Here is a 19,946-nt window from a genome sequence, read left to right on the forward strand (position 1 = left end):
GGACAGAAAACTGCTGGCAGTAACTCTCTTCGGAGAATTACTTATCGACTATCTGGCGTGACTGCGCGGGGTGGATGGACAGGTGTGCAGATATTGGTGGGGAGTCAGACCGAACTCCTGTTTGAAGCGGGCTGCAAAACGGCTGGGGGAGTCATAACCGCAGGCGAGGGCGACCTCCAGCGGGGTCAGGCCCTGTTGCAGCAGGTTGAGGGCATGGCTCATGCGAACCTGAGCCAGCAACTGGCGAAAGCAGCGATCTTCGGCGGCCAGCTTGCGCACCATGGAGGCGCGACTCATGGCGAAGTGTGGTGCCACCGCCTCAAGGGTGTGGTCGATGCCGGGCTCGACCGCCAGGTAGCGGGCCAGCCGCTCGCCGAGGGTCATGGTGCTGGCGGGGAAGAGCAACCCTAGGGCATTTTCGGCCCGCAGTTCGGCGTAAAAGCCGCGCAGCAGCTCGGCCTGGGTCGCCTCACTCAGGCCCCGCTCGGCCATGGTGCTGATCAGCTCGAAGCAGAAGGCGAGCCCGGGGGTGACCTTGACTGCTGGCTCATCCAGATCGGCATGGGAAGGGGCTGACGCGGCCAGCCATTCTTTCGGCGGTGGGGTGAGCAATGTGATGGCGTGGGAGCGAAATTTGCCCTGCTCCGGCTGATTGATGAAGGTGAGCTGGTGCCCTGCCGGGATCAGCAGCCAGCGCTCCCTGTCAAATGACAGACGCCGCTCGCGCCACCACAGTTGCTTGCTCCCCTGAGTGACCCAGATGAGGGTCGGGGCATAGATGAGCACCCGGTGCAGGGGCTGCTGGCGGATCCCGAGATAGTGGCTCTGTTGCAGCAGGGGAGTGCTCATCCGGTTGGCTCCTAGGGGGTGACGAAGGTGGCGGTCAGGGTGGCCTTGCCGAGCGCCATGCTGTTGAGCATGTAGCCTACCATAGCGGGCGGGGTATCGGCCTTCACCTCGAGATCATGGGGCAGGGCCCAGGCGGTGAACTGATAGCGGTGCATGCCGTGACCCGCGGGTGGGCACGGGCCGCCGTAACCCTGGCTGCCAAAGTCGGTGCGGATCTCCAATCCCTGCTTGAGCTTGCCGGAGGCATTCCTGGCCAGCTCGCTCTGGGTGGCAGGCAGGTTCACCACCAGCCAGTGCCACCAACCGCTGCCGGTGGGGGCATCGGGGTCATAGGCGGTGATGGCGACGCGCTGGGTGCCTGCCGGCAGATCCTGCCAGCTCAGCTGGGGCGAGCGGTTGTCACCGCTACAGCCAAAGCCGTTGAAGCTGAACTGTTTGTCCATCAGCTGGCCTTCGTGAATATCCGTGCTCTTCAGGGTCATGGCAAAGGCGGGCATGGCCGTCAGGCAGAGCAGGGGCAGCAGGGCACTGTGTTTGAGCAATTTCATCGGGTGACTCCTCGTGTGGTAACGGGATCACTTTAGCGAGGACGGGGCAGAATATTATTGCAGAACGGCTCATTATGATGTCATGAGATGAGTTGTATGAGCCTTTTGGTTGTTTTGTGGCGAGAGGGTAAATTGCAGCCATAAAAAACCGGCATCATGGATGCCGGTTTTTGTTTGACGATGAGAGGTGCGGCTTAGCGCAGGATCATCTCGTCACCGCCCAGGCCACGAGAGGGTCATCGTTGCCGTGCTGGCTCGCTGCGATGCAGGAAGGTGGTCAGGGTATCGCGCGGCGGCGTGATGCCGCATTGCACCAGAATCCGCCCGATAGCCCCCCTGTGATAGCCGCCGTGAGTCACCAGATGGAGCAACATTTCGTCGCGGCTCATCTGCCCCTTGTCACCATCGACAAAGCGAAATGAGAGCGGGGTTGCCCCCTCCTGCGGGCTGATGGTCGCGACGTAATCCACCAACCAGTTATCCAGCTCAGTGACTGCGTTGCGAAGGGCGGTCAACGTTGGCGTCTCCGGGGTATTGGTGGCGGCAAAGCCGTGGGTTTTACCCAGTAGATTCGCTTTGAAGATGGCATCGACCACATGGATATGGTTGAAGATCCTAAGGCAGGTGTGGTGGGCCTCGCCATATTGCTGCGCATCGAGTGTGGCGATCGCATCCAGCAGCTCGCCATCGGCCCAGCGCTTGTAGTGAAAGAGAGATTGCAGTGTCTTGTTGCCCATCGCTTCCTTGCCCTTGTCGCTTCGTGAAGTGCGGCATGTTAGCCAAAAAGGGCTCAATACGAAACCCATGCTGTGGCGGGCTTGACGCTTCCAATACAAAAAGCCCCGAAAGCTGGCGCTGTCGGGGAAGAGGAAAATCATCGACAAGGGATTACAAAGGCATTGGGGTCAGGCCTGAACGGGATCAGGCATCGACATAGAGCACCTGGCCGGTAATAAAGCCATCGACGGAGCGCTCAAACGCCTTGCCGACCAGGGCGCCCGGCACCGGCTGGAAGCCGGGCATCATCTCGCCATACACGTCCCACGCTTCTTCCAGTACGGTCGGGTTGACCACATTGATGCGGATGCCGCGGGGCAGCTCGTGGGCCACGCACTGGACAAAGGTATCGATGGCGCCACTGGTGGTGGCATCGGCAATGGCCAGCGGGATCGGCTTGATATTGAGGATGCCGGAGATCAGGGTGAAGGAGCCGCCCTGATTGATGTAGTTGAGGCCGACATTGACCAGATTGATCTGGCCCATCAGCTTGCTCTGGATGGTGGTTTGCCACTGCTCGTCGCTCATCTCGCCAAAGGGGGCGTATTCGCAATAGCCGGCGGTATTGACCACCGCATCGAAGGAACCCACGTTTTGGTAGAGCCGCTCGATAGACTCTCTGCTGGTGATATCCACCTGAAAATCACACCCCTCGCCGGAGCGGCTGGCGGTGATCACTTTGTGCTTGCCCAAACCACTGAGGGCGGCTTGCCCCATTTTCCCCTGTGCACCAATCAGAATGACCGTTTTCATCGTTAACCTCGCTTTGCTGGAAGAGCTGCAAGGTTAGAGAGCCACTGATACAATGTAAATCATGGGTGATTTGTATGTGATACAACTTAAATTGGTGAGGTGAGGGTGGAGAAGATCGATATCAGGCAGATGCGGGTGCTGGTGCTGCTGGTCAGACACAAGAGTGTGTCGCGGGTGGCCGAGCTGCTGGAGATCTCCCAGCAGGGGGTGAGCAGCCATCTGAAAAAGCTGCGCGATGCCTTTCCCGCCGAGCTCTTTATCCGCCAGAGCGCCGGATTGCAGTCGACCGACTACGCCTGCGAGCTGGCCGACAAGTTTGAGCAGATCCTGGCCGACATCGACGGGGTCTTTGTGGCTGCGCCCTTCGTTCCGGCCAGCAGCCAGCGCACCTTCAGGGTGATGGCCAACGAGTATGCCCAACTCGCCATTATTCCAAGGTTGGCGAGCGCTCTGCGACGCCTGGCGCCCTCCATCCGGCTCGATGTGGTGGACTTTCAGGCCGAGCTGCATCTGGACGCTCTGGCCAGTGGCGAGGTCGATCTGGTGATTGGCTTTGATGCCTATATCGACCCGGGGTTGCTGCGCGCCACCCTGCGCCGGGATCACTACTGCTGCGTGCTGCGCCAGGACTCCCGATATCTTCCGGATAATGCCCAGTCGCAGGATATGGCGGCCATCCCCTTTGTGCAGTTCGCCAACAGCGTCGGCAATTTTGAAGGACAAATGAGCCCGCAGCAGGTCACCCGCTCGGCGGTGGCGACGCTCCCCTGTTACACCTCGTTGCAAGCCTTTATGTCGGTCAATGACGTGGCGGCCTGCATTCCGTCGGCCATCGCCGCCCTTGGGGATTTTCGCTTGCTGGCGCTGGCCGGGGCGCCGCAGCCGTTCGAGGTGGTGGTCGGCAGACATCGCAAAAGTCAGGGCAATCTGGCTATCGAGTGGCTGGCCGAGGTGATTAAGTCGGTCAGCGCCCTTGCCACGCCCAGATAACGCAGCCGCTGGCAGAGAAAGGCCAGCGTCAGCAGCGTGGTAACGGCAGGCTGGATCTGCGGGGGAAATCCTGCGATGGTGCGGGCAGTTATCCGCTTGTCCCGTTATCGAGTGAAAAGGAGTTGAGATGCGCATTGCCATGATTGGTCTGGGGGATATCGCCCAAAAAGCCTATCTGCCGCTGCTGACGAGCAATGAGCGGGTCACCCCGCTGCTCTGCACCCGCAATCCAGCGGTGCTGGAGAAGCTCGCCCGCCAGTATCGGGTCGCCGAGTGCTTTACCGATGTGGCAGCCCTGCTGGCCAGCCGCCCCGACGCCGTGATGATCCACGCCGCTACCGCCGTCCACAGCCAGATTGCCGAGCAGTGCCTGCGCGCGGGTATCCCCACCTTTGTCGATAAGCCGCTGTGTGACACGCTGGCCGAGGCCGAGGAGCTTGCCAACCTCGCCATGGCACAGGATTGTGCGCTGTTTGTCGGCTTCAACCGTCGCTATCTGCCCGCCATGGATGCCGCCCGCGCCCAGCCGCTCACCGAACTTAACTGGCAAAAACACCGCTTTGCCCTGCCGGGGCGGGCGCGGGATTTTCTGTTCGACGACTTTATCCATGTGCTCGACAGCCTCTGTTTTTATGGCGGTGCGCCACAGGGGGATTTTCAGGCGGTGCTGCGGCCAAGTGCCCAGGACCAGCGCTTGCTGGCCGGGGTGAGCGTCAGCTGGCAGAGCGGCGATCGCGCCATCAGCGGCAGCATGAATCGCAGCTCCGGCATCACCGAGGAGCGCATCGACGCCTACGGCGACAATCTCTCGCTGCACCTTGAGAATTGCACCCGCGGCATTATCGCCCGCGACAAGCAGGCGCAGACGCTGGCCCCCAACGACTGGCAGCCGGTGCTGGCCCAGCGCGGCTTTGCTGCCATGCTGGAACACTGGTATCAGCAGATTGGATCGGGTAAGGCCGATAGCGAGCTGATCGCTTCCTACCTGCACGGTCACCGGCTTGCAGAGCAGCTGGTGGCGCAGGCTGAACAGCGGGGATAAGGCAGGCTGAGTCAGTGCGAGGAATATGAATGGAAGGTGCGTGAGCAAGGCGCACCAACAACAACGGGGGCCGCAGTTGCGGCCCCCGTTTTATGGGATCAGATGCATTTCACCGGCTTGGGCAGGCCGCCAATCTTGGTCGCCTGCTTGGCGGGTCCTTCCGGGAATAGCTTGTAGAGGTAGCGGCTGTTGCCCTTCTCGGGGCCGTACTGCTTCTCCATCGCCTTGACCAGCGCGCGGATGGCGGGGGAGGTGTTGAACTCCAGATAGAAGGCGCGCACAAACCGCACCACTTCCCAGTGCGGCTCCTCCAGCTCGATCCCCTCCTGCGCAGCCAGTACCAGCGCCAGCTCCTCGCTCCAGTCGCTGCTGTTGAGCAGGTAGCCCTTGGCATCGGTCTTGATGAGTTGGCCGTTCAATTCCAGCTGATGTTGTTCGGACGCAGACATGGGGCTCCTCGCTAATGGGGCTATCAGGATTGGGCGGGCATGGTAGCGCCTTGATCCCCGGTGAGCAACCGGCTCTCGTTGGCCAGATGCAGCAACTGATCCGCCAGCTCGCTGATCAGGTTGAGCTGCTGGGTCAGCATCAGCTGCTCCTCGCTGCACTCCTGGTCGCCATCCGGGGTGATCAGCAGGTTCTTGTTGCCGATGGAGCTGGAGGGGTTGCCCGCCAGATGGCCAGCGGCCTGCTCCAGGGTGTGGCAGATATGGTGGCGCAGCTCCTCCAGCCCGTTTACTGCCTCCAGCTTGTCGCGATGGGCCCCCAGCGCCGAGATGTAGGAGAGCAGGGCGTGGTTGCGCCAGGTGAGGGTAAAGCAGAGATCGAGGAAGCGGCGGCGCTTTTGCGGCTCCACCAGCATGCTCTGCCAGGCGGTGGCCAGCTCGCTGTCGGCCAGATGGGCGCTCTTGCGCGCCACCCGATAGTCTATGGATTCATCCCGCTGCTGGGTGAGGCTCGCCAGCACCGCCGAGAGGTAACGGGCGTTGGCCGACAGCGAATTGGCGATCAGGGTCGGCAGCCGTTTGTATTGCCAGTCCGGCCACAGCCAGGCCACCAGCCCGTAGGAGATCAGGCAGCCGAGCAGGGTATCGAGCAAACGCGGCCCCAGAATGGCAAAGCCGATGCCATCGAGCAGGTTGAACGCCATCAGTACATAGAGAGTGATAAAGCAGACTGCGGCGCTGTAGTTGTTGCGCACCTGGGTGAAGAACAGGAAGGCGGCCAGCCCCATCACCACCAGCTGAACGTGCAGCTCGGGGAACAGCCAGAGCACCGGAATGCCCACCAGAATACCGGCGAAGGTGCCGAGCATCCGCTGCACCAGTCGGCGGCGGGTGGCGCTGTAGCTGGGCTGGCAGACAAACAGCACTGTGAGCAATATCCAGTAACCCTTTTCCAGATCAAAGGCTTGCAGTATGCCGTAGCCGATCACCAGCCCCAAGGAGAGGCGCAGCGCATGGCGAAACACCATGGAGTGCAGGGTGAGGTGCTGTTTGAGCTGGGTCAGCAGCGGCAGCCGGGGCGGGCGGGCCAGCGCGGGCAGGTTTTGCGGCGCCTGCTCGGGGTTTTGCAGCCCCTCGGCGCTGCCCAACAGTTGGTTGATGCTGGCCAGATTGCGGCGCAGAAACTTCATCGGCGTCAGCAGGGTTTTCGGGTAGTGCTGCTTGAGGTGGGTGAACTCCAGCTGATCGCCAAGGGCCTGCAGCGTCCAGTGAATGCGCTTGTTATGGGTGTAGGGCTTGTGTACCAGAATGGCGTAGCCGAGCCGCTGACACGCCTCGGAGAGTTGCAGGAACACCTCCTGAAATCCTTCCAGCACTATGCCCTGTTTGAGCTCAGCTTCCAGTCGGCTGTAGGGGTAGTGACTGGAGGTGGCGCGCTCGTGAATTTCCAGCGCCAACAGGTAGAGGCGCAGCAGGCTGGCCAGCTCGGGGCTGGCCGGATGGCGGCGGCTGAGGCGGGCGTTGAGGGCCGACTTGGTGAGGGTCAACGCACTCACCAGATTGATATTGAGCTGGGCCAGATTGTGGCGAATGGCCTGGGCACCGTGCTCGTCCGCCGGGAAGAAGCGGGCTTTTTCCAGCAGATAGCGGCCAAGGGCGAAGTAGCTCTGGGCCAGCTGTTCGTGCAGGGTCTTGTAGGGCAGCAGCCAGAGCCAGATGAAAGAGACCAGCCCGTACCAGAGGGCGCCAGCACCGAGCGCCAGCGGCTGGTAGAAGAGATCCGGCGCCTTGGCGGCCCCCAGCATGGTGTAGATGGCGATCAGCAGCGAGCCAAAGCTGATGGTGGCGTAGCGGGCACCGAGCGCCCCCACCATCACGAAGATAAAGGTGGAGCTGGCGAGCCCGATGGCGAATAGCCAGGGGGTAGGGTAGAGATACTGCACGCAGAGGGACGCAAACATGAAGCAGATCAGCGTCATGGCGAGGTTCTTGAGCCGCCCCCACAGGCTGTCATCGGTTTCGGCGATGGCCCCTGCCACTACCCCGAGGGAGAGCAGCACGGTGAGCTGGATATTGCCGGTGGCCAGGGTGAAGGCGAGCAGACCGAGAATGGCCAGCAGCACCTTGAGGGCGAAGTAGATGTGACTATCGGTGAGCAGTCGGCGTAACAGACTGGAGAACTCCATGGGCATGCTAGATCCCCCCCTTGAGCGAAGTGAAATCGATGCGACTGTCGGTCAGCAGTCCGCGCAGCAGGCCAGAGAGATCCATCAGCATGAGAGAGGTGAAACCTTTGAACGAGACGAGAGCGGGATAGTAACCTGCCAAGCGCGAAGTGGCCCTGATTTGGATCAGGGCCACTTCGCTTCATATTGTTGATTTACCTATTATCTTGACAGAAATGGCGATGAGTCAATCGATGATCCTGTTTGGCGCCCGGCGAGCCTTGTCACTACCCGCCACCTCCCCGGAAAAACCGGGCATCGCCACACTGAAATCCGCTATCGGGAGGTGATGACTCAGACGCGAGGCTTTTCGCGCTTGGGTAGCAACAGGTTCATCAAGATAGCAGTGATACCACCGGTGGCAACGCCGTAGGAGAGCACGCTCTTGACGAGTTCCGGCATATGTTGCAAGACCTCGGGCACCTGGGCGACGCCCAGCCCCATCGCAATCGAGACTGCCAGGATCATCAGGGCCCGTCTATCCAGCTCCTCGCGGGAAATAATGCGGACACCCGCGGCAGCAATGGTGCCGAACATCACTATGGTGGCCCCTCCCAGCACGGGTTCCGGGATCTGTTGTACCAGGCTGGCGACCGCGGGGAACAGGCCGAGTAGCGCCAGCATGCCAGCGATAAACAGGCCGACATAGCGGCTGGCCACCCCGGTCAGCTGGATGACGCCATTGTTCTGGCTGAAGGTGGACATGGGGAAGGTGGAGAAGAGCGCCGCCATGATCGAGTTGCAACCATCAGCCAGCACCCCCCCTTTAATCCGTTGCATATAGATCTTGCCGCTCACCGGTTCGCCAGAGACATCCGACGTGGCGGTCATATCACCAATGGCTTCCAGTGCGGTGACCACAAAGATGATGGCCAGTGGCACAAACAGCTGCCAGTCAAAACCCAGGCCATAACGCAAGGGGATCGGCACCATCACCATGGGGCCGTCAAAGGTTGGTGGTGTCACCTTGCCCAGCAGCAGCGCCACGGCATAGCCGGTCAGCATGGCGATCATGATGGCCGAGAGACGTAGCCAGGGGTTGCGGCTGCGCTGCAGCAGCACGATAAGACCGAGCACCAGCAGGGAAAGCAACAGGTTGCTGTGGCTGGCAAAGCTGCCATCCGCAAGGGCACCGTAGCCACCGCCCATGCTGATCAGACCCACCTTGATCAGGGTCAGGCCGATCAGCAACACCACTATGCCGGTCACCAGCGGGGTGATCACCTTTTGTACCAGATGGAGAAAGCGACTCAGGATCACCATGGTGAGTGCCGCCACCATCATGGTGCCAAACAGGGTGCCGAGCATATCTTCCGTCGGCATGGCGGCTTGTTGCAGCGCGAGGCCCGAGGCGATGATAGGGCCGAGGAAGTTGAAGCTGGTGCCCTGTACCGACAGCAGACCGGAACCGACAGGGCCGAAACGGCGGGTCTGGATGAAGGAGGCAATGCCGGACATGACCAGTGACATGGAGACGATATAACGGGTGTCGGCAGCAGGGAGCCCGAGGGCATTGGCGATGATGAGAGTGGGAGTGATGATGGCGACAAACATGGCGAGCATATGCTGCAGGGCGGCGAACAGGGTCTGGGGCAGTGGAGGGACATCATCTATGCCGTAGACCAGTTCGCTGTGCGCTCGTCGGGGTGGATGTGCCTCAGGGGTGATGGGGGCGGCGGCAGCCTGTTCCATAAGTACCTCGAAATGGTGTGGGGAGGGGGAGAAAATTGGGCGCTATTGTAGTGATTGAAATGGTGCTGACCAGCGCTAATTATGCGGAAAAAGGTTTATTTTTCGATGCATTGAAACGTTTGCGCGCTGCGGTTATCATCTGTCGGTTTGTGTGATCCCCCTCACGGTTTAATTTCCCCTTGCCCCCCCCTGAGTCGGTGTAGAATGAGCCCTCTTTAGTTATGTGGAGCATCCAGATGCTGAAATTGGCGGAGTTCTGGAGTGCCAAGGCTCACTCCGAAGATTTTACCCGTACCCGCATGGGCTTTATGACAGTGCGTTTGCGCCTGCTCACCTGCCTGCTGATGGCGGGCTTGCCGGTGTGGGCAGTGATCGATTGGGCTACCTTGCCTGCGGGTCATTTCGAGCAACTGTTTCAGGCCAGGATCTTCTGCACGCTGACGCTCTCCCCCCTGATCCCGCTCTCCTATCTCATCCGCTTTCGTCGTGAGCGAATGAAGCTGGCACTCGGCTATTTGATGGCGGTGATGATGCTCTTCTCGCTCTTTTGCCTTCATAGCTTTGGCACGGAACAACAGCTGCAAGCGGGCTATGTCGCCTTTCCCTATCTGCTGATCACCCTGTTTGCCATCTTTCCTATTCCTCTTTCCCTCGGGTTACAACTGGCGGGGGTGGTGTTGCTGACCATGCTGCTGGGCCACTGGCTGCTGGTGGGCCAGACCATCTGGAGTCAGGCCACCCTGAATCAGGTGTGGGTGCTCGGCATGTTCACCCTGGCCAGCTGCTGGGTGCAGTGTGGTCAGCTCAATATGTTGCTGCGGCTCTATCGGGAATCGACCACCGACGAGCTGACCGGCATGATGAATCGCCGCTTGTTGATGAAAGAGCTGGAGCAAGCCCGTGTCAGGCTGTTAGCCAAGAAGAGATCGTTTGCTGTGTTGCTGCTGGATCTGGATCGCTTCAAGCGGATCAATGACATCTATGGTCATCTGGCGGGGGATGCGGTGCTCAAAGACGTCGCGGCGACCTTGAATGAACAACTGGACTCAGGGATGGTGTTGGGGCGTTATGGCGGCGAAGAGTTTGCCATTTTGATCCACAACTGTGCTGACCCGGCGCAGGCAAGCAAAGTGGCCGAGCGGCTGCGCATTGCGGTCGAGGCGCGGCTGGTGAAAAGCCCCACCGCTGATGAGTTGCTGGAGGTGACGGTGAGTATCGGGATTGCCATGGCCCGCACCGACGACACCATAGATATTCTGATCAACCGTGCCGACGAGTGTCTCTATCAGGCCAAGATGGCGGGTCGCAACTGCGTGGTGGTTGAGCATCAGCCGAGCGTAAAAACAGATGCCGCCTGAGGGCGGCATCTTGTTGGCGAGGTGTCGAGCTTAGCTCAGCCGGTACTTGCCGGAGAGCTGCTGGGCCAGCAGCTTGAACATGTTGAACACCGCCATGGTTTTGCCGGTCGGGGTGCCATCTTCGGCCAGGAAGAACTCCCCTTTGAATACCAGAATGTCGCTCTTTTGCTCCACCGAATCGGCACGCATGCCGTGGATGAAGTCTTCGTGGCTCTTGATGATCTTGTTGGCCATCTCAAGCAGGGCAGTCTCGGTGATCAGCTCTTTTTGTGGTTGCATGCTCGTCTCCTTAAACGACTACTGGACAGGGAAACCGTGGATCCCTGCCTCTGATTGAAGAGGCGCCCAGCATACTGCAAACAGGGTTTTTCTGTCATTGATATGACCCCGATTTGTGGCTGTTTATCCGATCACCAGGTTTTTGAGCCAGCGCCGCTGGCGAATGCGGCGTTGCACCAGCAGCACCTTGCAGAGCTCCTCCAGCAACACCACTGCTACCACCCAGGAGAGGGGCCAGCCGAGCACACTGACCGCCACCCAGGCGAGCGGGATGCCGATGCACCACATGCCGACGATATCGATGAAGATGCTGTAGTTCACATCGCCGCCAGAGCGCAGCACGCCGATGATCCCCACCATATTGAACACCTTGAGCAGCATCCCCAGACACATGATGCCGAGCACCTGACCCGCCTCGGTCATCAGCTCGGCGGGCAGGTTGCCGACCCACTGCAGCAGATTGGCTTGCAGCAACCAGACCGCGATCCCCACCAATAGCGCACCAATCGGTGCCAGCAGCAGGAACAGCTGGGAGTGCTGCCAGGCGATGTCGTACTGCTCGGCCCCGAGCCGGTGGCCGAGCAGGGTAGAGCAGGCCACTGCCAGCCCGAAGAAGAGGGAGATAAGAATGCTCTCCAGCGTGCCGAGGGTGGTCATGATGGCCAGCGAATCGGTGCCCAGATGGGCGTAGAGAAAGCCGTAAATCAGCATGCCAAAGGCCCAGAGCCCGTCGTGGAACAAGAGCGGCAGGGCGATCAGGGTGAAGCGCACCACCTCCTTGCGTTTGAAGGCGGCCAGCCAGTCTGGTGCGCGCGGGATCAGCCGCGACTCATAACGCTTCACATAGATCAGCAGCAAGGCCGTTTGCAGCAGGCGCGAAATGGTGGTGCCCCAGGCCGACCCGGCCACCCCCATCGCCTCGCAGCCGAAGTGACCGAAGATGAGGGCGTAGTTGAGGATGACGTTGGCGATGATGGCGATAATGCCGATGCGGGTCGGTGCCGCGGCGTTGCCTACCGAACGCAGCGCTGACTCCAGCGGCACCACGATGGCGGTACAGAGGATGGTGGCGCCGGTGATCATCAGGAATTGATCCGCCAGCAGGCGCAGTGCTGGATCCTGGCTGGCAAAGCCCAGCACGCTGCCCGGCGATAACACATAGAGAAAGGCAAACGGCAGGGTAATCAGCAGGGCCCCCACCAGCGCCAGCGCCAGGGAGCGGCGCACCCCCGCCAGCTCGCCGCGCCCGAAGTATTGCGCTGACAATACCGAGACCCCGCCCGCGAGGCCCCCTATTACCAGCATATTGAAAAACACGACCCGGTTACCCAAGCCGACCGCCGCTACCGCCGTGGTGCCAAGCTGACTCACCATCATGATATCGATGAGGCCGAGCAGGGAGAACATCATGGACTGCAGCGAGACAGGCAGCGCCAGCCGCCACAGTCGGGTCATGAACTCACGATCGGTGGTTTGTTTTAAAATCGCTTGCCAATAATTCATAGTTGTTAACCTGGGGTGAGAAAAGCAAGGTGTTTCAGGGGTATGATAGGTGGATGTCGAAGTTTCCCCACTGTGGATACCTCTCGGTTTTCTTGTGCAAAACTATCCTGTTGAGGTGTTATGCCATTTATCAGCGAGTGTCTGGAGATAGCGCCAGCCTGCGAAGAGTGGATGCTGGGGCGTGAAGGGCTGCCCCTGCTCGGTGAGGCGGGCATCCTTCTGACCGGCCTCTCCCTGGTGCGGGATCACTACCTGATCCGCCGCAACCGGCCTGAGTTCCACATCCTGATGGTGAGCCACGATGAGGGTGGGGTGCTGCTCACCGCCGAGGGGGAGCAAGCCATTCCGGCCGGGTCGCTCATCTTTCTGCCTGCCGCACAGCCTGGTGGTCTCAAGCTGGTTGGGGAGAGCTGGCAGATCAGCTGGATTTTGCTCGATGACGTGCCGCGCTGGCAGCACCTGCACCGGCTTGGTCATCGCATCTGGCAGGGGGATGGCGGCGATCAGCTCTACCATCTGCTCAGCCTGATGCAGGTAGAAGGCGTGCGCTCACCGTTGCAGCCTCAACTACTCAGTTTGCTGCTGGCACTGCTGGCACTGCTGGAGCGCACCCTGCAAGGGGAGGTTCGCGGCACCCCGGAGCTGCGGTTACAGGCGCTGTTTCGCCGGGTGGAGGCGCGCCTTGACGAACCCTGGAGTGTGGCCCTGCTGGCTGACCAGATGGCTTGCTCGGTGCCCCATCTGCATCGCCTCTGTCAGCAAGCATTTGGCATGGGGCCGATGGCGAGGGTGACCGAGCTCAGAATGAGCAAGGCACGCCAGCTGCTGCTCTATACCAACTGGTCACTCGGTGAGCTGGCGCTCCGGGTCGGTTACAGCGATGGGGCCAACTTTGCCAACCGCTTTCGCCGCCTGACAGGGCAGACGCCGGGTACTTTTCGTCGACTGGGTCGCAAACCTTTTGCAACAGATGTGCAAACTCTTTGAAATTCATGGCGCAAGTCCCTAGGATCGGCGGGCTCCTACGTTCCGCTAATCGTTTAGGTATCAAGATCCATGTTTGAAGATAATAAGAAACGCCCCCTCTACATTCCCTACGCCGGTCCCGCCCTGCTGGAGACCCCACTGCTCAACAAGGGAAGCGCCTTCACCAGTGAAGAGCGCGGCCACTTTAATCTCGAAGGGTTACTGCCGCAAAATATCGAGACCATCGAAGAGCAGGCCGAGCGCGCCTATCGCCAGTTCATGGCGTTTGGTAACGACATGGATAAGCACATCTATCTGCGCAACATTCAGGACACCAACGAGACGCTGTTTTACCGTCTGTTGCACAACCACCTGACCGAGATGTTGCCGATCATCTATACCCCGACCGTGGGCAAGGCGTGCGAGGAGTTCTCCAACATCTACCGCCGCGCCCGTGGCCTGTTTATCTCCTATCCGGATATGGACCGGATCGATGACATGCTGCAAAACGCCACCAAGCAGAACGTCAAGGTGATCGTGGTCACCGATGGCGAGCGGATCCTGGGTCTGGGTGACCAGGGGATTGGCGGCATGGGCATCCCCATCGGCAAGTTGTCGCTCTACACCGCCTGTGGCGGTATCTCCCCAGCCTACTGCCTGCCGGTGGTGCTGGATGCGGGCACCAACAACCAGCAACTGCTCAATGACCCCTTCTATATGGGCTGGCGCAATCCGCGCATCTCAGGTGAAGAGTATGCGGAGTTTGTCGATGCCTTCATTCAGGCGGTCAAGCGCCGCTGGCCCGATATCCTGCTGCAGTTCGAGGATTTCGCCCAGAACAACGCCATGCCGTTGCTCAACCGCTACAAGAACGAGCTCTGCTGCTTCAACGATGATATTCAGGGTACTGCCGCAGTGACCCTGGGCAGCCTGATCGCCGCCTGCAAGGCCTCTGGTGCCAAGCTCTCCGAGAAGCGGGTCGCCTTCCTCGGTGCGGGCAGTGCCGGTTGTGGGATTGCCGAGCAGATAGTGGCGCAGATGAAGGCCGAGGGGCTGACCGATGCACAGGCCCGGGGCCGGGTCTTTATGGTGGACCGTTTCGGTCTTATCACCGACAAGATCCCCAACCAGCTCGACTTCCAGCGCCGTCTCTCCCAGCCGGTGGAGTGCATTGCCGACTGGCCGGTGGGGGACAACATCTCTTTGCTGGAGGTGATGGAGCACGGTCATCCTGACATCTTGATCGGGGTATCCGGCCAGCCGGGGCTGTTTACCGAAGAGGTGGTCAAGACCATGCACAAGCACTGTGCCCGCCCCATCATCTTCCCGCTCTCCAACCCCACCTCCCGGGTCGAGGCGACGCCTGCTGATTTGATCCGCTGGACCGACGGTCAGGCGCTGGTGGCAACCGGCAGCCCGTTTGCGCCGGTGGAGCACAAGGGCAAGCGTTACGTCATCGCCCAGTGCAACAACTCCTTTATCTTCCCGGGGATTGGTCTGGGCGTTATCGCCTCCGGCGCCACCCGGGTGACCGATGCCATGCTGATGTCGGCCAGCCGCGCGCTGGCTGAGTGCTCACCGCTGGTAAAAGGTGCGGAAGGCTCGCTACTGCCGGATTTGGCAGATATTCACGAGGTCTCCCGTTACATCGCCAAGATGGTGGCCAAGACCGCCATGCTGCAGGGTAAAGCGGTGCAGACCCCGGACGAGGTGATCGATCAGGCCATCGAAGCCAACTTCTGGCATCCGGAGTACCGCCGCTACCGCCGCACCTCGTTCTGATTGGATGGGGCGTGGATTCCACGGCAAAGCAAAAGGGATGCGCAAGCATCCCTTTTTACTGCACGGCTGACATGGGGATCGCCTCAAGATGAACTACTCGCTGGCACTCTGCACGCCGGTGACGCGCACCTCGACCCGGCGATCCGGCCCAAGGCAGTCGATGAGTGCCGCCTTCGCCTTGATGGCATCACACTGGTTGCCGGTGACCGGATTGCTTGCACCATTGCCCTGGATGCTCACCTTGTCGGCGGGCAGCCCTTTGCTGATCAGGAAGTTGGCCACCGTGGTTGCCCGCGCCTCCGACAGTGCCTGATTGTTGGCCGCTGAACCGATACGGTCGCTATAACCCATCACGACCGCACTGCCATCCTTGGGTTGTACGTCGACGATCTGCTGGTAGAGATCTTCCAGCGCACTCATCCCCTCCTGTTTGAGATCTGCTTGGCCAAAGGCGAACAGCACATCGGAACTGAGGTTGAAGGTTTGATCCACCACTTCCGGTTCGGCTGGTGGAGGGGGGACCACGACCGGGGCGGGCGTGGGGACCGCTTCTGCGGGTTGGCTGCGGTTCGGGTGGATCACCAGCTCCAGCGTGGCGGTGCTGATGTCGCTGACCCAGCGCTGGGTGCCGCTGTTGGCTTTGCCGTTATCCGGGTCATCGCCAACGCGCACTATGTAGCGGTAGCGTGCCTGCAGATCGACCCAGTCATGGAGCCGGGCAGTCACTCCCAGACCAGCCAGCGGTGCCAGGTTGTCGTCCCCGCCGTTGACTGATTCTACGTGATAGATATAGCCACCGCCCTCGGCAAAGAGCGAGAACATCTCGCTGAGCGGCAGGCGGCCAATGACTGACAGCGTGGCTCCCTTGCTGTTGAAGTCATGGCCGCTGATATCCCAGTCACCGGTGGAGAGATAGCCAATCTCGGCCCCCAGATTTTCCGTGAAGTTGTAGCCGCCAAACAGGGAGAGCGCAGTCGCATCCTTGCCGACATCCTGACTGAAATCATTCAGATTGTGGGCAATGGCCCAGCCACCGCCGACCCCGGCATACCAGTCGTTAACCGGTTCCGCTTGTGCGCCTGTGCTCGCCAATGCCAGTGCAATCCACACAGGTTTTACTCTTATGTTCATCGCGTATCCTCGTCGATGTTTGGTGTAGTGGGGTTGCCTGCTGGTCAAACCCCACACTTATGTATAGGTGACGGGCTGCTTTTAACCACCAAAGAGGTATGGGGGCCACCCGCTGCGAACCTGAATCATGGACGCGAGACGGTAAGATGGAGAGGTCACAGAGGAGAGTTACAAGATGGGCGAAATGAGCGGCAAGAAAAAGGAGGCCAGGTGGCCTCCTTGCTATGTCGGATGACAGGATTACTGTTTGACTTGTTGCACGCCGGTGACGCGCACTTCAACGCGGCGATCCGGCGCCAGGCAGGAGATCAGCTGAGCCTTGCCCTTGACGCTGTTGCACTGGGTGCCGGTGACCGGATTGGCTTCACCGCGACCTTCGATGGCAACTTTGCCAGCAGGCAGACCCTTGCCTACCAGGAAGTCGGCGACGGTACGAGCGCGCGCTTCGGAGAGTTTCTGGTTGTAGGCGTCAGAGCCGATGCGATCGGTGTAACCGACGACCACGGCGCTGCCATCTTTCGGCTGAACCTCAACGATCTGCTGATAGAGGGTGTTGAGCGCTGCGACACCTTCTGGCTTGAGGGTCGATTTGCCAAAGGCAAACAGCACATCAGAGCTCAGGGCGAAGTTTTTGTCGACCAGCACCGGCTCGGGAACCGGCTCAGGGGCGGGGGCGGCAACCGGTGCCACATAGGAGGTGCGGTTCGGGTGCAGCACCAGCTCCAGGGTGGCGACGCTCATGTCGCTCTCCCAGGTTTTCTGCTCGCTGCCCAGATTCCACAGATAGCGGTAGCGGGCTTGCACATCGATAAGGTCAGAGACCTTGGCAGTCAAGCCGAGACCAGCCAGCGGCGCGGTGCCGTTGTCGCTGTTGCCATTGCCGTTGACGTGATTGAAGTAGGCACCACCTTCAGCAAACACCGAGAAGATGTCGCCCAGCGGCAGACGGGCGATGCCGGAGAGGGTTGCACCCTGGGTTTTGAAGTCGGTTCCGTCAACGCCAGCACTGCCAGCGTAGAGGTAGCCCAGTTCAGCGGCATAGTAGTCGTTGAAGTTGTAGCCGCCGAACAGACTCAGTGCAGTGGCATCTTTATCGGTATCCAGACCCTTAACATCATCCAGACCGTGGGCATAGGCCCAACCTGCACCGATACCGGTATACCAGTCATCGGCGGCTTGTGCTGTGGTGCCTGCGGCGGCCAGCGCCAGTGCAATCAGGGTAGGAGCCATTTTGAGTTTCATCGGTTTATCCTCGTTGTGTTAGCCCATGTCGGGCAATGCACTTGTTTTTATTGCTGCGAAAAAATCGCCAGCAAAGTGGATAGCGAAGGCTTTTGGACTCTCATGATGCATTGGCGTCATGGACAACAGACCGGACACGAAGCGCTTTTTAGTGCTTATCCAATACCTTACAGGCGCAACTACTCTATGCTTTTGGGCGTTAGCAGGCAAGTTAAGGGGGAGATGTGACAGGCAAGCGGGGGAGGGGGAAATAGATATGCAAAAGGGGATGCGTTAGCATCCCCTTTTCGTAGCATTCAAGTCAGTTCAAATTACTTCTGAACTTCTTGTACGCCAGATACACGTACTTCTACGCGACGATCCGGAGCCAGGCAGGAGATCAGCTGGGCTTTAGCGGTAACGTTGTTGCACTTGGTACCGGTTACCGGGTTAGCTTCGCCACGACCTTCGATAGCAACTTTGCTAGCGGCCATGCCTTTGGTTACCAGGAAGTTGGCAACGGTGCGAGCACGTGCTTCAGACAGCTTCTGGTTGTAAGCGTCGGAACCGATACGGTCGGTGTAACCAACAACAACAGCGTTGCCATCTTTCGGCTGGAATTCAACGATTTGCTGGTACAGACCGTTCAGGGCTGCAACGCCTTCCGGCTTCAGAGTCTCTTTGCCGAAGGCAAACAGTACGTCAGAGTTCAGAGCAAAGCTCTTCTCAACCATCTGCGGAGCAGGGGCCGGAGCTTCTGCAACAACCGGAGCTGCTACCGGAGCAACGTAGGAAGTGCGGAACGGGTGGTATACCGCTTCCAGAGTAGCAACGCTCTGGTTGGACTTATAGTGGATACCGTCAACGTTCAGGTCAGCCACGTCCCACATGTAACGGTAACGAGCTTGCAGATCCAGCGCGTCGTTTACTTTGTAAGTCACACCAGCACCAGCCAGTGGGGACACTTTAGTGTCGCTGATGCCCAGGCCGTCAGTGTGAGCCCAGTAGGCGCCGCCTTCAGCAAACAGGGAGAAGTCGTTGCCAACTGGCAGACGAGCGATACCGGACAGGGTGGCACCCTGGTTCTCGTAACGCAGACCTTCGGTGTTGCCACGACCAGCATACTGGTAACCCAGCTCGGTACCGAAGTTTTCGGTGAAGTTGTAGCCGACGAACGCGTTGGCAGCGGCAGCATCTTCAGTACCTTCGTAACCACCGCCATCGATCTTGTTCAGACCGTTGAAGTGAGCAGCACCAACACCGGCACCGAAGTAGATGTCGTCAGCAGCGTGAGCAGCGGTAGCACCCAGAGTAGCCATAGCGATGGCAATCAGGGAAGGAGCCATTTTCATCATAAAAAAATCCTCGTTGAGATCGCACGTTGTTCACGTGCTTCGCACTTTTTAATTTATGTAAACTGCAGCTCCGCCGTACTGCTGGCGTCGAGTCTGGCAGGTGACCCGGAGGTTCCGGGTTTGCACACTCTCCTGGTGTGTCTCGTGCACTGGTACGGTACGCAGAACGTAATAAACCGCTACCAGGCAGCTGGCGTCATTCCAATGACGAGGCGCACTCTATGCCGATTTGAAAACATGATCAAGCTCACAAATGAGCCTTATGGCAAATTGTGTCGTGTGGATAACTGGCTGTTTATCCAGATTAATTAGTGATCCAGATAGGCCCGGTGCAGTTTCTTTTCAAGCTTCATATAGGCCTGAACCCAGTCAGAATGCGGGTTGGCTGGATATTCTCTGGCCGTAAAGACTGCGAGGTAATCTGCCTCCGTTGCACCCTGTAACAGGGGGGTGAAACCAGTCAAAAAATGGCGTGCCAGATAGGGGTCTAATGGCCAGATATTGAGGATGGCCCGCGCCACAGGCTGAACCGCAGCTGAACAGAGAAAATGGCGGTGTCCCGCCTCCAGCCAGACGGCCATCTCGGCCATGCCAGATTCGGGTACCAGACCACCATCACCCGGGGTGGTTGCCAAGGTCATTGTTTGTCCATTGACGGTGATAATCTGGCCGTTGCTATGCAATGTTCCATCGTGGCTGCGCAGAGGCAAATCCTGGTGGTCCAGTTCTAAAAACAGGCTGCATTTGTCTGACAGGGTCACCAAGACCTCGTTGGCCTGGCTGTGCAACAGGCCCGGGAGCCAGAATGCTTCGGCGCGATATTGTTCACCCTGATGGAGTTGTCGCTGCAGTTCTGCGGAGCTGGAAACGGGGTGCAGGCGAGAGATAATGCCGGGAAACGCCATACTTATTCCTCTTTATGGGTAGCCGGCAGATTATACGAGTTATTAGGGGGGCCACAATATGTGGTTTCTTTTCGAGACTGTTTACCTGAAGCGGCTGAGCGATTACCATCCGCGATGAAGACAA

General features: G+C 59.5%; 19 protein-coding genes. 5 read left to right on the forward strand and 14 right to left on the reverse strand.

All coding sequences use genetic code 11. The features are described from left to right. Positions 1–48 precede the first annotated feature (48 nt). From ACY8FN_RS08870 to ACY8FN_RS08885, 4 genes are all read right to left on the reverse strand, one after another. A complete protein-coding gene (locus tag ACY8FN_RS08870) occupies positions 49–849 on the reverse strand; it encodes a helix-turn-helix transcriptional regulator (RefSeq protein WP_463099779.1) in 801 nt (266 codons plus the stop codon). An 11-nt stretch (positions 850–860) separates the two neighbouring features. Further along, positions 861–1,397, reverse strand: coding sequence for a YbhB/YbcL family Raf kinase inhibitor-like protein (locus ACY8FN_RS08875; RefSeq protein ID WP_463099780.1), 537 nt, complete (start codon positions 1,395–1,397; stop codon positions 861–863). A gap of 236 nt (positions 1,398–1,633) precedes the next feature. Continuing rightward, positions 1,634–2,134 (reverse strand): DinB family protein, encoded by a 501-nt coding sequence (locus ACY8FN_RS08880; RefSeq protein ID WP_463099781.1) that lies wholly within the window; start codon positions 2,132–2,134, stop codon positions 1,634–1,636. Positions 2,135–2,318: 184 nt separating this feature from the next. Continuing rightward, positions 2,319–2,927 (reverse strand): short chain dehydrogenase, encoded by a 609-nt coding sequence (locus tag ACY8FN_RS08885; RefSeq protein WP_339014184.1) that lies wholly within the window; start codon positions 2,925–2,927, stop codon positions 2,319–2,321. 105 nt (positions 2,928–3,032) lie between these two features. Between ACY8FN_RS08885 and ACY8FN_RS08890 the strand changes: the two genes are divergently transcribed. Both ACY8FN_RS08890 and ACY8FN_RS08895 read left to right on the forward strand, forming a co-directional pair. Further along, a complete protein-coding gene (locus tag ACY8FN_RS08890; protein ID WP_463099782.1) occupies positions 3,033–3,917 on the forward strand; it encodes a LysR family transcriptional regulator in 885 nt (294 codons plus the stop codon). A 127-nt stretch (positions 3,918–4,044) separates the two neighbouring features. Further along, complete coding sequence (locus ACY8FN_RS08895) at positions 4,045–4,959, forward strand: Gfo/Idh/MocA family protein (RefSeq protein WP_463099783.1); 915 nt, start codon at positions 4,045–4,047, stop codon at positions 4,957–4,959. 98 nt (positions 4,960–5,057) lie between these two features. Here ACY8FN_RS08895 and ACY8FN_RS08900 read toward each other — a convergent pair whose 3' ends face one another. The 4 genes from ACY8FN_RS08900 to ACY8FN_RS08915 all read right to left on the reverse strand — a co-directional run bounded on the left by ACY8FN_RS08900 (position 5,058) and on the right by ACY8FN_RS08915 (position 9,322). Beyond that, positions 5,058–5,408: a TusE/DsrC/DsvC family sulfur relay protein gene (locus ACY8FN_RS08900; RefSeq protein WP_068978729.1), complete on the reverse strand. Its 351-nt coding sequence runs from the start codon at positions 5,406–5,408 to the stop codon at positions 5,058–5,060. Between the two features lie 23 nt (positions 5,409–5,431). Beyond that, positions 5,432–7,597 carry a YccS family putative transporter gene (gene yccS, locus ACY8FN_RS08905; protein ID WP_463099784.1) on the reverse strand — a complete coding sequence of 722 codons (2,166 nt, stop codon included), beginning with the start codon at positions 7,595–7,597 and terminating at the stop codon, positions 5,432–5,434. A 1-nt stretch (position 7,598) separates the two neighbouring features. After that, positions 7,599–7,766, reverse strand: a complete 168-nt coding sequence (locus ACY8FN_RS08910; protein WP_157830565.1) for a hypothetical protein — start codon at positions 7,764–7,766, stop codon at positions 7,599–7,601. A 158-nt stretch (positions 7,767–7,924) separates the two neighbouring features. Then, complete coding sequence (locus ACY8FN_RS08915; RefSeq protein ID WP_463099785.1) at positions 7,925–9,322, reverse strand: nucleobase:cation symporter-2 family protein; 1,398 nt, start codon at positions 9,320–9,322, stop codon at positions 7,925–7,927. A 236-nt stretch (positions 9,323–9,558) separates the two neighbouring features. Between ACY8FN_RS08915 and ACY8FN_RS08920 the strand changes: the two genes are divergently transcribed. Beyond that, positions 9,559–10,680, forward strand: a complete 1,122-nt coding sequence (locus ACY8FN_RS08920; RefSeq protein WP_463099786.1) for a GGDEF domain-containing protein — start codon at positions 9,559–9,561, stop codon at positions 10,678–10,680. Between the two features lie 30 nt (positions 10,681–10,710). On the opposite strand, the gene ACY8FN_RS08925 is transcribed toward ACY8FN_RS08920, so the two are convergent. Continuing rightward, positions 10,711–10,959 carry a YciN family protein gene (locus ACY8FN_RS08925; RefSeq protein ID WP_463099787.1) on the reverse strand — a complete coding sequence of 83 codons (249 nt, stop codon included), beginning with the start codon at positions 10,957–10,959 and terminating at the stop codon, positions 10,711–10,713. 123 nt (positions 10,960–11,082) lie between these two features. Beyond that, on the reverse strand, positions 11,083–12,462 hold the full coding sequence (locus ACY8FN_RS08930) for an MATE family efflux transporter (protein ID WP_463099788.1): 1,380 nt from the start codon (positions 12,460–12,462) through the stop codon (positions 11,083–11,085). A 120-nt stretch (positions 12,463–12,582) separates the two neighbouring features. Here ACY8FN_RS08930 and ACY8FN_RS08935 point away from each other — a divergent pair, with 120 nt between their 5' ends. Together ACY8FN_RS08935 and ACY8FN_RS08940 are read left to right on the forward strand one after the other, a co-directional pair. Continuing rightward, positions 12,583–13,449, forward strand: coding sequence for a helix-turn-helix transcriptional regulator (locus tag ACY8FN_RS08935; protein WP_463099789.1), 867 nt, complete (start codon positions 12,583–12,585; stop codon positions 13,447–13,449). Positions 13,450–13,518: 69 nt separating this feature from the next. Then, positions 13,519–15,210: an NAD-dependent malic enzyme gene (locus ACY8FN_RS08940; protein ID WP_463099790.1), complete on the forward strand. Its 1,692-nt coding sequence runs from the start codon at positions 13,519–13,521 to the stop codon at positions 15,208–15,210. A gap of 93 nt (positions 15,211–15,303) precedes the next feature. Here ACY8FN_RS08940 and ACY8FN_RS08945 read toward each other — a convergent pair whose 3' ends face one another. The 4 genes from ACY8FN_RS08945 to ACY8FN_RS08960 all read right to left on the reverse strand — a co-directional run bounded on the left by ACY8FN_RS08945 (position 15,304) and on the right by ACY8FN_RS08960 (position 19,822). Then, complete coding sequence (locus tag ACY8FN_RS08945; RefSeq protein WP_463099791.1) at positions 15,304–16,341, reverse strand: OmpA family protein; 1,038 nt, start codon at positions 16,339–16,341, stop codon at positions 15,304–15,306. Positions 16,342–16,581: 240 nt separating this feature from the next. Then, positions 16,582–17,583: a porin OmpA gene (ompA, locus tag ACY8FN_RS08950; RefSeq protein ID WP_463099792.1), complete on the reverse strand. Its 1,002-nt coding sequence runs from the start codon at positions 17,581–17,583 to the stop codon at positions 16,582–16,584. A gap of 311 nt (positions 17,584–17,894) precedes the next feature. Further along, entirely contained in the window at positions 17,895–18,917 is a 1,023-nt protein-coding gene (ompA, locus tag ACY8FN_RS08955; RefSeq protein ID WP_463099793.1) for a porin OmpA, read from the reverse strand. Positions 18,918–19,225: 308 nt separating this feature from the next. Next, positions 19,226–19,822: a hypothetical protein gene (locus ACY8FN_RS08960; RefSeq protein WP_139719222.1), complete on the reverse strand. Its 597-nt coding sequence runs from the start codon at positions 19,820–19,822 to the stop codon at positions 19,226–19,228. Positions 19,823–19,946: the final 124 nt, after the last annotated feature.

Source organism: Aeromonas sp. 160P, from assembly GCF_055193095.1.

Bases quoted from the DNA above. Each gene is read 5' to 3' on its own strand.
- ompA (WP_463099793.1), bottom strand. From the start codon at position 18,917: ATGATGAAAATGGCTCCTTCCCTGATTGCCATCGCTATGGCTACTCTG.
- ompA (WP_463099792.1), bottom strand. From the start codon at position 17,583: ATGAAACTCAAAATGGCTCCTACCCTGATTGCACTGGCGCTGGCCGCC.
- ACY8FN_RS08880 (WP_463099781.1), bottom strand. From the start codon at position 2,134: ATGGGCAACAAGACACTGCAATCTCTCTTTCACTACAAGCGCTGGGCC.
- ACY8FN_RS08925 (WP_463099787.1), bottom strand. From the start codon at position 10,959: ATGCAACCACAAAAAGAGCTGATCACCGAGACTGCCCTGCTTGAGATG.
- ACY8FN_RS08895 (WP_463099783.1), top strand. From the start codon at position 4,045: ATGCGCATTGCCATGATTGGTCTGGGGGATATCGCCCAAAAAGCCTAT.
- ACY8FN_RS08945 (WP_463099791.1), bottom strand. From the start codon at position 16,341: ATGAACATAAGAGTAAAACCTGTGTGGATTGCACTGGCATTGGCGAGC.
- ACY8FN_RS08915 (WP_463099785.1), bottom strand. From the start codon at position 9,322: ATGGAACAGGCTGCCGCCGCCCCCATCACCCCTGAGGCACATCCACCC.
- ACY8FN_RS08960 (WP_139719222.1), bottom strand. From the start codon at position 19,822: ATGGCGTTTCCCGGCATTATCTCTCGCCTGCACCCCGTTTCCAGCTCC.
- ACY8FN_RS08940 (WP_463099790.1), top strand. From the start codon at position 13,519: ATGTTTGAAGATAATAAGAAACGCCCCCTCTACATTCCCTACGCCGGT.
- ACY8FN_RS08935 (WP_463099789.1), top strand. From the start codon at position 12,583: ATGCCATTTATCAGCGAGTGTCTGGAGATAGCGCCAGCCTGCGAAGAG.
- ACY8FN_RS08900 (WP_068978729.1), bottom strand. From the start codon at position 5,408: ATGTCTGCGTCCGAACAACATCAGCTGGAATTGAACGGCCAACTCATC.
- ACY8FN_RS08930 (WP_463099788.1), bottom strand. From the start codon at position 12,462: ATGAATTATTGGCAAGCGATTTTAAAACAAACCACCGATCGTGAGTTC.
- ACY8FN_RS08920 (WP_463099786.1), top strand. From the start codon at position 9,559: ATGCTGAAATTGGCGGAGTTCTGGAGTGCCAAGGCTCACTCCGAAGAT.
- ACY8FN_RS08870 (WP_463099779.1), bottom strand. From the start codon at position 849: ATGAGCACTCCCCTGCTGCAACAGAGCCACTATCTCGGGATCCGCCAG.
- ACY8FN_RS08875 (WP_463099780.1), bottom strand. From the start codon at position 1,397: ATGAAATTGCTCAAACACAGTGCCCTGCTGCCCCTGCTCTGCCTGACG.
- ACY8FN_RS08885 (WP_339014184.1), bottom strand. From the start codon at position 2,927: ATGAAAACGGTCATTCTGATTGGTGCACAGGGGAAAATGGGGCAAGCC.
- yccS (WP_463099784.1), bottom strand. From the start codon at position 7,597: ATGCCCATGGAGTTCTCCAGTCTGTTACGCCGACTGCTCACCGATAGT.